Origin of the sequence: Bacteroides stercoris ATCC 43183 (assembly GCF_025147325.1) — a bacterium.
Lineage (GTDB): Bacteria > Bacteroidota > Bacteroidia > Bacteroidales > Bacteroidaceae > Bacteroides > Bacteroides stercoris.
The window spans coordinates 414,552-427,427 of the sequence record NZ_CP102262.1; the positions used below are offsets into that span (position 1 = coordinate 414,552).

General features: G+C 50.3%; 8 protein-coding genes. All 8 read right to left on the reverse strand.

Translation table 11 applies throughout. The features are described 5' to 3' along the window. Positions 1–8: 8 nt before the first annotated feature. The 8 genes from xyl3A to NQ565_RS01635 all read right to left on the reverse strand — a co-directional run bounded on the left by xyl3A (position 9) and on the right by NQ565_RS01635 (position 12,859). Positions 9–2,597 (reverse strand): xylan 1,4-beta-xylosidase, encoded by a 2,589-nt coding sequence (gene xyl3A, locus NQ565_RS01600; RefSeq protein ID WP_005656422.1) that lies wholly within the window; start codon positions 2,595–2,597, stop codon positions 9–11. Between the two features lie 339 nt (positions 2,598–2,936). After that, positions 2,937–4,445 (reverse strand): MBOAT family O-acyltransferase, encoded by a 1,509-nt coding sequence (locus tag NQ565_RS01605; RefSeq protein ID WP_040316095.1) that lies wholly within the window; start codon positions 4,443–4,445, stop codon positions 2,937–2,939. A 33-nt stretch (positions 4,446–4,478) separates the two neighbouring features. Beyond that, positions 4,479–5,417, reverse strand: coding sequence for an SGNH/GDSL hydrolase family protein (locus tag NQ565_RS01610; RefSeq protein WP_005656427.1), 939 nt, complete (start codon positions 5,415–5,417; stop codon positions 4,479–4,481). After that, the gene (locus NQ565_RS01615; protein WP_005656429.1) at positions 5,401–6,777 is read right to left on the reverse strand and encodes an SGNH/GDSL hydrolase family protein; all 1,377 of its coding nucleotides are present in this window, start codon (positions 6,775–6,777) and stop codon (positions 5,401–5,403) included. Before NQ565_RS01615 ends, NQ565_RS01610 begins: the two co-directional genes overlap by 17 nt. A gap of 116 nt (positions 6,778–6,893) precedes the next feature. Next, a complete protein-coding gene (locus NQ565_RS01620) occupies positions 6,894–7,187 on the reverse strand; it encodes a PG0541 family transporter-associated protein (protein ID WP_005656430.1) in 294 nt (97 codons plus the stop codon). Positions 7,188–7,211: 24 nt separating this feature from the next. Continuing rightward, the gene (locus NQ565_RS01625) at positions 7,212–10,352 is read right to left on the reverse strand and encodes an efflux RND transporter permease subunit (RefSeq protein WP_005656432.1); all 3,141 of its coding nucleotides are present in this window, start codon (positions 10,350–10,352) and stop codon (positions 7,212–7,214) included. Between the two features lie 107 nt (positions 10,353–10,459). Beyond that, the gene (locus NQ565_RS01630) at positions 10,460–11,482 is read right to left on the reverse strand and encodes an efflux RND transporter periplasmic adaptor subunit (RefSeq protein WP_005656434.1); all 1,023 of its coding nucleotides are present in this window, start codon (positions 11,480–11,482) and stop codon (positions 10,460–10,462) included. 15 nt (positions 11,483–11,497) lie between these two features. Further along, positions 11,498–12,859, reverse strand: a complete 1,362-nt coding sequence (locus NQ565_RS01635; protein ID WP_005656436.1) for a TolC family protein — start codon at positions 12,857–12,859, stop codon at positions 11,498–11,500. Between the last annotated feature and the right edge of the window lie 17 nt (positions 12,860–12,876).

Genomic DNA, 12,876 nt, shown 5'->3' on the forward strand with positions numbered 1-12,876 from the left:
TAAAACATTTATTCAATCACGAAACTCCTACGTTGCAAATCCCGATCCTGCGAGCTTTTCCCCACCATCACATCGTACCTGCCTGCACAAACCCGCATCGTATTACTTTGAGCATCCCACCATTCCAATTCCTTGCCGTTCAAATCGAACACTACCTCAACACTCTTTCCGGCAGGAATGCGGACACGTTTAAAAGCACGCAAAGTCTTGCCCGGTCCTTCTGCGTCATCTTGCTTCTTGAGGTAAACCTGCACCACCTCTTCACCGTCACGCTGACCGTTATTCGTAACGTTAACGGTCAACTTCAAAGGTTCTCCCACCTTAATCTGTTCCTTGGCCAAGGATAAGTTGCCATATTCAAAGGTAGTGTAGCTCAAGCCGTAACCAAACGGGAACAATGGTTGTTGAGTCATATAACGATAGGTACGTCCTGTCATATTATAGTCCTCAAAATCGGGAAGCTGAGACATATTGCGATAAAAAGTTACAGGCAAGCGTCCACCCGGATTATAGTCACCGAACAGTACATCTGCCACGGCAGTGCCGCCCGCCTGTCCCGGATACCAAGCCTGTAGGATAGCTTCACAATTCTTCGTTTCAGGCTCCAAAGCGATGGGTGAACCGGAACAATTCACCAAAATTATCTTCTTTCCGGCACGATGCAATGCGTGAATCAATTCACGCTGAACAGCCGGCAATTCAATGTCCGTACGGTCTCCGCCCCTGAAACCGGGAAGGTTCACTCCCATCTCCTCTCCTTCCAAAAGAGGAGATATACCACCGGCAAAAACTACAACATCGGCATCTTTCACACAAGCTACAGATGCATCGATATTTACCTTTTGCTTGAAGCCGATATCGAAATTCAGTTGCGCATCGCTTCTGAAATATTCAAAGTCAAGCTCGATGTCGTAAGGAACACCCGCTTTTACCTGTAGCGTATAGTCCAGTGACCTGCCACCATGCGTATTGTGGAAACGCTTTACTTCTTCGCCATTGATACGCAGGCAACCGGAACCGTATGTATAAATTTCGAATACCACTTCGCCCGATTGTAGAGGGGTGAGCACGCTGTTGTAAGTTGCAGAGAAGTCTGTCAGGTTTACGCCCGGTGCAAAAACCGTAGCTCCCGAGGTACAGAAGCGGAAAGGGGTGGTTACTTGTGTAGTAGTCACCGGGGTGCCCTCATGCTTTACATTGTTCCAATAACGTGCCGTAAACCCCTGTCCGTCTGCCGACTTACACTGGTTGAACACACTTTGAATCAGTGTTCTTTCCACCCAACTGCAACCCTGTTCATAAATCAGCTTATCGTCCGCTCCCAACGCGTTCCGTATTCCATCCAGAATGGTGACTGTATGTGACGGCATACCGTTATAATTGCCCCATTGCATTACGGAGTCATTAGCATTAGGTCCCATGACAGCTACAGTCAGACCGCCACGTTTCAAGGGAAGGATATTGTCCTTGTTTTGCAGTAATGTCATGGACTTGCGGGCCATATCCAACACCAATGAGTCGTGTGCAGCCGAAGCTACTACGGAGAAAGGAATCTTCGTCCAAGACACATCTTCCGGAGCGTCCATTTCTCCCAAAGCAAAACGGGCTTCCAACAGGCGGAGCACAGCCTTGTCTATGTCTTTCTCATCAATCTTGCCTTCCTGAGCTGCCTTTACCAATGCCTTATAACTGGAGCCACACTCCAAGTCCGTTCCGTTCAGCACTGCGGCTGCTGAAGCAGACTTTGCATCGGAATATGCCTTATGCCCGTATTCATTATAAAAATCGGCAATAGCACCACAATCGGAAAGGACAATACCATCGAACCCCCAATCGTTACGGAGAATTTGCATCAGCAAACGGTTGCTGCCGCAACAAGGCTCTCCCTCGAAACTGTTATAGGCACACATCACCTCCTTTACACCGGCTTCCTTCACTAACGCCTCAAAAGGAGGTAGATAGGTTTCATACAAATCACGTGTGCTAAGGTTCTCCACGTTGAAAGAATGACGGTTCCATTCCGGACCGGAATGTACGGCAAAGTGTTTGGCACAAGCATGCAACTTATCGTATCTTCCGTCATTGGTTCCTTGCAGACCTTTCACTACCATGACACCCATGCGACTGGTGAGATAAGGGTCTTCACCGTAGGTCTCAATACCCCGTCCCCAACGCGGATCACGGTAAATATTCACCGTAGGCGTCCACATGGTAAGTCCCTGATAACGCTCGTAACTGCCCTGCGATGCGTAATATGTATTTTTTGCACGCGCCTCATCCGATACGGCATTGAATACTTCATATACTGTTTGAGGCGAAAAAGAGGCCGCCATACCTATCGGTTGCGGAAAAACCGTAGCCAATCCGGCACGTGCCACACCGTGCAGCGCCTCGTTCCACCAGTTATAGGGTTTGATACCCAAGCGCTCCACCGGTTGGGAAGTGTCCATCATCAATGCTACTTTTTCTTCCAAAGTAAGTTCTTTCAATAAAAGTTCCGCCCGCTTATCCGGAGTCAAAGAGGTTGTTCTGTACGTAGGTTGGCTGCACCCTATCAGCAATAGAAGAGGCAACCAACAGATAAGTTTCCGTTTCATGGTTGTTGCTGTTTTAATGATAGTAATCAGATTTATTTACCGTACAAAGATACAGGGTTACCCGATATACCATTGTGCCAAATGTTTCATAAAGTTTACTGTATGTATCATGACACATACTATTTACACATATTAATCCGGTAGGAAAGAATAATACCGGCAGCATGCTAATAATGAAAGGGATACGTGTACCAAGATATTTCACGCCGTGGTACACGCCGTACCACACTGTGGTACGAGCAGTACCTTACTAAGGTACGAGACCTACCACCCTTTGGTACATGAGCTACCAAAGAGCGGTACAGGGAATACCAGCAGCCGGTACCGGCAGTACCACCCTTAGAACTGGAAGTAAATGAACGGTTGTATCTCCGAACTCTTCATCTGAATAACCAGATAGACTATGGCAACCAGCAGCAATGCCTTCCCTATCAACGGAAGGCGAACGACCGCCTTGCTGCAAGCGTGCTCCCAACTGTCAGGCACGAAATGCAGGAAAAAGCCGAGCGCCATCAAGGCAAACACTTCCCAATAGCCCACTATCAGTTGCGGGAAAAGCCCGGGACGGAAAGTCGTGAATATCTGCCTCAACATATCCAGCGAAGCGGAGAAATCGGCATTACGGAAGAATATCCAGCAGAAGCAGACGAAGTGGAACGTAATGACGATACCGAAGAAGCGGCGGATGCCACGACTGCGTTCGCCCTTCTTCCGTCCGGTAACGCCCATCCAGAACTTATGGACAGCCAAAGCAACGCCATGCAACATGCCCCAAAACACAAAATTCCAGGAAGCCCCATGCCACAAACCGCCCAGGAACATGGTAATGATAAGGTTGGCATACTGGCGTATCTTGCCCTTACGGTTGCCGCCCAGGGATATATAGAGATAATCGCGCAGCCAACTGGAAAGCGAGATATGCCAACGACGCCAGAACTCCGTAATGGATGCCGACTTATAAGGCGAGTCGAAGTTTATGTTGAAGTGAAAGCCCAATAACAAGGCAATGCCGATAGCCATATCGCTATATCCGGAGAAGTCGCAATAGATTTGCAGTGCATAGCCGTAAACACCCATAAGGTTTTCCACACCCGAATACAAGGTAGGATTATCGAAGATGCGCTCCACAAAGTTGATACTGATATAGTCCGAGATAACCGCCTTCTTGAACAGTCCGCTCACAATAAGGAAAATCCCCCTGCCGAACATCTCTCTGGAAACAAACAACGGACGGCGGATTTGCGGAATAAAGTCGCGTGCACGCACAATGGGACCCGCCACCAACTGCGGGAAGAATGATACATAGAATGCATAGTCCAACAAGTTGGTGAGAGGCGTTATCTCCTTGCGGTACACATCGATTGTATAGCTCAGCGACTGGAACGTAAAGAAGGATATACCCACAGGCAGGAAGATGTCCATTGCGGTAAACGTGCCGCCCGTGAGCGAAGCAAAGAAATCGCAGAGAAAGTTCGTATATTTAAAATAGCACAGCAGTCCCAGGTTTATCGCCAGACTGGCTGCAACCCACATTTTGCGTTGCCACTGCACGGTGGCACGCGCCATAAGGCGGGCTATGAAAAAATCGCTCACCGTAACGATAGCCAGCAGAAAGAAATAAGCACCGCTGCTTTTATAATAGAAGTAGTAAGAAAACAGGGTGACGAACATCAGGCGGGCGGTGGTGCGGCGCTGCAAGAGCAGGTAGAACAGGATAAAGGCTGCAAACAGCCACAGGAAAATGCCGCTGCTGAATATCATCGGTGCATGCGGATTGTACACCAGCAGGTCGTGCAGGCGGGTAAGGTCTATATTCAGTTGGTTCAAAAGTTCGCTAATATTCCACATCGGTCGGTTTACGGCTAAATGAGTTAACTACATTCACTGACTACAATAGTCATTATACGCTTTCAGCAGAGCGCGATAGAACATCTCGCCCTGCAATGCATATCCTTCCGGAAGATAGTGCACATGGTCGGGACGCATCAGACGCGCTTCCTGCCAGTTGAGACAAGCCCGGCGAACACCGCCGAAAGTCTCGTACATATCCCACACCGCCAGTCCGTTGGCATCGGCAAAACGACGGATGGTCTGTGCGGCAACAGCAGTACGGGGATTAATCTTATAGGTACGCCGGCGACGGCGCTGACGGAAACTATCGTATGAACCGGGCGGAGTAGTCATCAGCATCGGAACATCGGGCAGACTCTTGCGAAGCATGCACACCAGTTCTTCCATCTGCCGGTAGTGCAGTATGGAGTTATAACGCCGGTTGTGGCTCTCGTTCGTTCCGAAAGAGAGAATGACAAGATCGGGATGCAACGCAGCAATATCCGCCACACGGTCCGGACGGGTAAAGGTTGTACAAAACGCACCGTTTATCCCCATGTCCGTATAAGACAGTGCTCCGAATGTTCTTTGAAGCAACCCGCCCGTGGTTTCGGGAAAGATATGGCCACGGATATGGCTGTCGCCCACATGCACGATGCGTACCGTATCGACAGCGATGCCCAGGCGGAGCATGCGCAGTTTCTCCCAAAAGGGCTTCAGGATGCCGACGCTGTCTATCAGCTCGTTCCCGCCCAATTGCCGAAAGGCTGCGGACAGGGTGATGAGAGGAATGGGCAGCGTATCCGTACGCTGTCCGTAGATTTTAAGCGTGTCGCAATCAAATGCCGTTTTCTGAAGCCGGGGACAACCCGGAAGCACATCTTGGGCATAGTTCCGTTGCACCGGCAGGAAGAGCAACGCCAATACCGCGCAGCAAACGGCAAACCGTAAATCGGCCAAGTACCGGCTCCTTTTATGGCTCCGCTTCATAGGCACGCCTCCTGTCGTATTGTTCTTTGCCATAAACCAGAGCCTCATAAAGCAGTTCCGCCAGATGCTTGCCGCCACGGAAGTTGATATGCGTATAATCGTAATTGGCTAAAGAAGGCTTGGCATGCACCATATCCGCCATACTGCCTTCACCGCCCATGGCTTCGAACATATTCCAGAAAGCCACCCCGCTGTCGGCCGCCAGATTCTGCTGGTAACGGATAAGGTTTTTAATGCCGGGCATGGTCTGCAGGCTGCCCTCTTCGGTTTTATACTCACGGTCGCCCACACCGACAATGAGAATTCCGGCTTGGGGGAAGGCTTGCTTCAAATGGGCAATGGTCGTCAGCATACCGTCGCGATAGCGGTCGTAATTACGCCCGCGTTCCGTAGCTACGTTCAGTCCGTACTGAAGGACTATCAAATCGTACGGACGCAGTTCGTTAAATTCGCGCATAGTCCGGACAGGTATGGAACGCAAAGACAGACCAGAACTGCCCCGAAGCGAAAAATTATCGACGGCAATCCCTTGCGTGCCGTCCATAGCCACTCCGTAGAATAAGGTAGAATCGGCGCTCTCCACTTTCCAACACACAGAGCCGATACGTCCTGTTACATCCATTTCACGAAGTCCGTCGGCAGGCGGGAATGTTCCGGTCTGCGGTTCGCCCTTGTTTACGGATGCCGAAAGGCGGGCTTCGCCTTTATTATAAAAGAAGATAGAAGCACGTTCGCAAGTATCGAGCCGGGAAGCATACTTCCTCTGTCCGCCAAGTTCTACGTACGCTCCGGGAGTCGGAATAAAATAATGGCCCGAAACACCTTGTTTGCCACGGTCGAAGAATACGGAGTCCGTAACGGAATGGCTCTGCCAGCCGCCAAAGCTGTGCCGCACCGTAGGCCGATAGCCGTTGACCGGAGAAGTAATCGTCACGAAGCCTACCCCGCAGCCGCCATAACGTTCCTGCAACATCGCACGCAGGTCGGCCGTCAGGATATCCGCCTCAATGAAAGAATCTCCGAAATAGGCGATACGCACCGGACGGGGCTTTGCCGCCAGCTCATCCAGCGCGCGATAGAAAGGTGTCATGCCGCGCAGGGTGGAGTCGCTGTAATCCTCAATGCAGGTCATGCCGCTGCGACAGGTATCCACAAAGGCGGGCTTCACTTTCGGGGGCGGCGGCAACAGACTGTCCGGTTCGCTCACGACTTCCGGCACGGGACGCACATCGCCAAGTATGTCTACCCGCCTCAACACATGGCCCCCTATCGTGCCCCCCGGCAGCAAGTTCAGCAGCAGAAGTACCGCCAGCACAATAAGCATCAGCCAACCTGTATGTTTTAAAACGTTCTTTTCCATAACTAATCCGGACGCAAAGATAAAGAATCGGATGAAAATAAATATCGTCCTTCCTAAAAAGAAATCGTCAGGTTCATTTTAACACAGTCTTGACTGCTGTTTGTATGGCAGAAACTTTAAACAGTCCGCTCTATGTTCCAGACAAATGCCCGGAGCCCCAATTGCTCGGTCTGCTTGTCCATGTTGTGAAGGACCTCCAGCAGGGGCTCTACCCGCTCGTCCTCCACCATTGTAAGAATGGCGGAGCACATGGAAGGCCAGGCGTGACTGCCGTAATGAGGCTCACCGGTCTTGGAACCGCGTCCGCGAACCTGCTCCCAATAAGTGAAGCCCCGGCAATTGAGCCGGTCGAGTGTAGCAATGATACGCTCGTAATATGCCTGATCGAATGTGATTAATACTGATTTCATTATTCAATTATTAAATATCAACTATTAATTATTAGCCTGTTCCTCAAAGTAAGCATCCAATTGCTTGCGCATCTTGCGACGCTGGCGTTTGATGCCGACACCACCGAAGATACAATACATCGTAGGAACGTAAATCAAAGTCAGAATGGTGGAAACCGCCAGACCGCCGATTACGGCAATCGCCATAGGACTCCACATCTCAGAACCCTGACCGCTGCTGATGGCCATCGGAATCATACCGAGAATGGTAGTCATGGTCGTCATCAACACCGGACGGAGACGACTCTTGCCTGCCGTAACCACGGCATTCAGCACCGACTGCCCGCGTTCGCGGCAGAGAATGGTGTAGTCGATGAGTACGATACCGTTCTTCACCACGATACCGATCAGCATGATACTGCCCAGCAGACTCATCACACTCAGCGTCGTATTGGTTATGAACAGCGCCATCAGCACGCCGCTCATGGCAAACGGCACGGAGAGAATCAGAATAAACGGATAGGTAAGCGACTCGAACTGGGCTGCCATTACGATAAACACGAGGATGATAATCAATACGCCGAGTGTTCCCAAATCGCGGAACGAATCCTGCTGGTCTTCAAAGGAACCCGCCACCTGAATGGTTATGTCGGACGGTTTCTCCATTCTATCGATAATGGCATTGCCCGCAGCCACCACGTCACCCAACGGAGCGCCGGAGATGACGGCAGACACCGTTACGATACGTTCACGGTCCTTACGCTCGATAGTAGGCGGAGCAAAACGTTCCACCACTTTTCCCAAATCCTTGATACGGACGCCCTCGCCTTTGGCATTGTATACCAATATGTTCTCGATACTTTCAAGACTGGTACGGTATTCGGGGGCGTAGCGCACCTTGATATCATACTCATCGCCGTCTTCACGATACTTGGAAGCCGTAGCGCCATTGATACGGTTGCGCAGATAGGTGGCGGCAGTAGAGAGGTTCAGTCCGTGAAGCGCCAGCTTCTCACGGTCGAAGTCCACCTGGTATTCGGGCTGGTAATCGCTGCGGCTGACGTTGACTTCGGACACGCCTTTTACGTTCAGCAGTTCGCGCTTCAGGCGGGCGGCAACGCTGTCGGTTTCTTCCATACTGTAGCCATATACCTCGAAATCGGCGGATGCCTGGGCCGACATACCCGTATTACTACCGCCGAAAATAACCTGTGCCTTACTGAATTCGGGATAAGCCTTCAGGTCTTCGCGCATTTCCTCGCAGACAGTCTCCAGCGTAACATCACGGTCTGCCGGATCTACCAAACTGATATTGAAGGAAATGATGTGCGAACCGTTGTCCTGCATGGAAGCCCAGGTATTATCCGAATCGGCCTGCCCTACGGTATAGTTGCATATCTTCATGACGCCCTTATACTTCTGCAGCCACTGATTGGTAAGTTTCTGCGAAACCTCCTGCGCCACTTCTTTACGCGTACCGATAGGCAACTCCAACTGTACGGCAATACGGGCATTGTCCTGCGCCGGGAAGAACTCCGTACCAATGGTCTTTGCACAGAACAGGCTCAGAATAAAGAATATCACACAACCGACAAGCACGACCATACGATGACGCACCGCCCAGTTGAGCATACGTGCATACCAGTTGTCCAAACCGTCCAATGTGTGCTCTATCGGCCCGAAGAATATTCGGAACATCTTGGACTGTTTACGCTGCAAGCGGAGCAGTTGCGAACAGAGCATCGGCGTCAGCGTCAAAGCCGAAACGGTGGATACAAACATAATGGCGCACATCATCCAGCCCAACTGCTTGAACAGCACGCCGGACATACCGGTTACCATGGTCAGTGGGAAGAATACGGCAATCATCGTCAGCGTAGAAGCCACTACGGAAATAGCCACCTCGTTCGTTCCGTGAACCGCTGCCTGCTTCGGGTCGGAACCGCGCTCGATGTGTGTCGTGACATTCTCCAACACCACAATAGCATCGTCCACCACCATACCGATGGCTATGGAGAGTGACGAAAGCGAAATGATATTAATCGTATTCCCCGATATTGCCAGGTATATGAACGAAGCAATCAGAGAAAGCGGAATCGTAATACAGATAATCAATGTAGCCCGCCAGCGTCCCAGAAACAGGAATACCACAATCACGACGAACAGCAGGGCGTACATCACCGTCTCCGTCAAACTGTCGATAGTGTTCAGGATGTTTTCGGACGTATCCACAATGACGCCCAACTTCACATCGCTCGGCAGGTTCTTCTGCAGACGGGGCAACGCCTCCTGTACTTTCCTGGAAATCTCCACCGAATTGGCGCCCGACTGTTTCTGAACCACAATCATCGCACCCTGCACACCGTTGTTATAGGTTTCCTGCGCACGTTCCTCCACGGTATCCACAATCCGGGCTACGTCGCGCAGGTAAACGGTAGCACCGTTATAGGTGCCCACCACCACATCCGCCAGTTCACGGGAGTCGTCAAACTCACCCTCCACACGCAAGGAATAAGTCTCATTGCCGATGTCGAAATTACCGCCCGGTATGTTCTTGTTCTCCGCACCGATAATGGAACTGATTGTTTCGATACTCAAGTTGTACGCCTCCAGCTTATAGGGGTCGCAGTACACCTGGATTTCACGCTGCGGCGCACCGCTGATAGACACCGTACCCACACCGGGAATACGCGCCAGAGGGTTTACCACACGGTCGTCCAGTATTTTGTAAAGTGCCGACTGGCTTTCGTTTGCCTGTACGGACAGCAGCACGATAGGAATCATATCCGTACTGAACTTGAAGATGATAGGATTCTCCACATCATCGGGCAGTTCGGAACTAACCATATCCAACTTGTCGCGTACATCGTTTGTCAGCACGTCAATATCATTACCGAACTCAAACTCCAGCGTAATCAGCGACATATTCTCCGAAGAACGGGAAGTGATGTGCTTCAAATCGCTGACTGAGTTCAAAACATTCTCCAACGGACGGGTCACGTTGTTCTCGATATCCGAAGCACTTGCTCCCGGATAGGCTGTCATCACCATAATCGTATTCGTATCAATGTCCGGATACAAATCAATAGGCAACTTGGACAACGAGAACAGACCAAATATCACCACTGCCAGGAAGCAGAGCGAAGTCATAATCGGTTTCTTAACCGCACCTTCATATAAACTCATATTATTAGGGATTAGGGATTAGCGTTTAATGATTAGGGATTAGTGATTAACGTTTAGTGTTTAGAGATTAGCAACTTATTTACCGGCAAACCACTAATCACTAATCACTAATCGCTAACCGCTATTTCTACTTCCATTCCGTTCACCAGTTTGGTTTGTCCGGCTATAACCACCCGGGAGTTGTCGGGCACACCGGAAATCAGCTCGTATTCGGCCCCCATGCGACGTCCGAGCTCTACCTTATTATAGGTAACCTTGCCGTCCTTGTACACATATACATAACGGTCGCCGGAACCGGATTGCTTCACGATGGCCAAATCGGGTACAACCACATTGTTTTTGGTTCCGAAGTTAAGCGTGGCGCGGGCAAACATTCCGGGACGTACCCTCCGGTCTTTATTGGCGAGTTTAATCTCTACCGGAAAAGTACGGGTGTTCGGGTCTACTGTAGGATACACCAGACTGATATAGCCTTCAAAGGGTTCGTCTCCGTAAACATCCAGCTTCACGGCTACCGGAGCGCCTTTCTTCACTTGGGTGAAGTAAGTTTCGGAAACATTGATAAGCAGCTTCACCGGCATAATCTGCTCTACCACCAGCACGGGTTCGCCGCCGCTGTACATATCGCCGCTGTCATAGTTTCGGGCAGTTACAACCCCGTTTATCGGGCTGAGCAACGCAGTATTCTCCAGCAGATTGCGGTAGGCCGTTTCTTTTATATCCAGCGCCATCTTGGCTGCATCCCACTCCGATTTGGATGCACCGCCCACTTTATACAGTTCGTCCATACGCTTGAACTCAATCTCCTGATTGTCCAACTGGAACTTTGTCTGTTTCAGGTTCGCCTCATCCATGCTGACCAGCTTCTGACCTTTGGACACGCGGTCGCCCACTTCCACCAATATCCTGTCGATGCGTACCGGAGAGGAAGGAGCTATGTTGTTCTTTACCTCTGCTTCTACGGTAGCTGTGTACTCATGAATCTGCTCTACCGGACGTGCTTTTACATCCGCCAGCTTCACTCTCGGCTTCTCGTCCACCTGCTCAACGGCAACTTTATCTTTTCCACCGCTGCAAGCGCCCAACAGTGCTACTGCAAGCAGGGCAATCAATTGAAAACGTTTCTTCATATCGTTGTTCTTGTTTTATTTCTGATTACTGATGATATAGTCTCTTCCCAATACCTGGTCAAGGTCGGCCTTAGCCACCAGGTAGTCATATATGGATTGGTTGTAAGTAAGCTCCGCCTCGGTGAGCTGAACCTGCGAAGTATTCAGTTCGAGTACCGTACCCTTGCCCACTTCATAACGCTTGCCGGCAATCTGCACCGCCTTTTCGGCCTGCATCACATTCTCCTTGTTACTGGATACCTGCTCCGAGCTGGCTGCCATATTATCCTGGTAGCTTGTAATCTGCATGTTCAGCTTACGTTCCGTATCGATACGGTTCTGGTCCAACTGGCGCATCTGGATGCGGTTGGATTTCAGTTTCGTAAAGTTGCTTGCCTTATATAAAGGAATAGTCAGATTGAATACCAGCGAAGAGCTGCCGCTGTAATGGTAATCGAAGATGTTCCAACTGTCGTTGTTCATGGACTGGTACTGATAAGAATACCCCAATCCTATCGTCGGCATAAAGTTGGTGCGCAAGGACTTGATATTCTTCTGAAGCATCAGACGATTTAACTCCAATTGCTTCATGGTAGTATTGTTCACCAAACCTTCGTGAGCGTCATTCTCCAACTGATTGGCAAACACGATGCTTTCATAGGCCGCCAAACTGTCGTCAATCTTAATCTCCACATCGGCGGTAACGCCCATCAGCACCTTAAGTTGCAGTTTGGAAAGCGTAACGGCATTTCCGGCGGAAATGACACTCGGCTTCACGCTACGCATCTGCACCTCGGCGGTGATTTTATCGAATTCGCTTACCGCTCCCTGCTGATATTTGGCATTGACAATATTATAGTTCTCTTCCGCCAGTTCATAGCTTTTCAGCAAAACTTCGTATGAGTCCTGCGACAGCATCAGCTGATAGTAGGCTTTGGTCACCTGGTTCACCAAATCCAGTTTGGAAGCCCGCGACTTCTCCACTGCCAGCTCTATATCCGTCTTTGTCATCGACATGGCACGATAGACGGAAGGGGCAAACAATGGCAAACTGATATTCAATGTTCCCGCAGCGGTATTCGCCTTGTCCTGCCCCATTTTCACGATTTGGTCGCCGATACTGAACTGCGGAGCCGTGATGGTATGGCTCATACTTCCCGTAATACTTGCCTCGGGCAACAAGTTCTGCCAAGTTTCCTTACGACTCACTTTCTTGAGGGCAATCTCCTCTTCCGCCACTTTAATGGTGGGATTGTCGCTCAAAGCAATCTCCAAGGCTTTGTCAAGGTTCAAGATCAGGGTATCCCTCGTCCCTTGCGCCCGTGCATGGCTGCCTGCCAAGACTATGGCAATAAGCAACAGCCATTTTTTACCCTCAAAAAATCTCTGCATCTTCATAAACTATTAATTGTTAT

Bases quoted from the DNA above. Each gene is read 5' to 3' on its own strand.
- NQ565_RS01610 (WP_005656427.1), bottom strand. From the start codon at position 5,417: ATGAAGCGGAGCCATAAAAGGAGCCGGTACTTGGCCGATTTACGGTTT.
- NQ565_RS01635 (WP_005656436.1), bottom strand. From the start codon at position 12,859: ATGAAGATGCAGAGATTTTTTGAGGGTAAAAAATGGCTGTTGCTTATT.
- NQ565_RS01615 (WP_005656429.1), bottom strand. From the start codon at position 6,777: ATGGAAAAGAACGTTTTAAAACATACAGGTTGGCTGATGCTTATTGTG.
- xyl3A (WP_005656422.1), bottom strand. From the start codon at position 2,597: ATGAAACGGAAACTTATCTGTTGGTTGCCTCTTCTATTGCTGATAGGG.
- NQ565_RS01620 (WP_005656430.1), bottom strand. From the start codon at position 7,187: ATGAAATCAGTATTAATCACATTCGATCAGGCATATTACGAGCGTATC.
- NQ565_RS01630 (WP_005656434.1), bottom strand. From the start codon at position 11,482: ATGAAGAAACGTTTTCAATTGATTGCCCTGCTTGCAGTAGCACTGTTG.
- NQ565_RS01625 (WP_005656432.1), bottom strand. From the start codon at position 10,352: ATGAGTTTATATGAAGGTGCGGTTAAGAAACCGATTATGACTTCGCTC.
- NQ565_RS01605 (WP_040316095.1), bottom strand. From the start codon at position 4,445: ATGTGGAATATTAGCGAACTTTTGAACCAACTGAATATAGACCTTACC.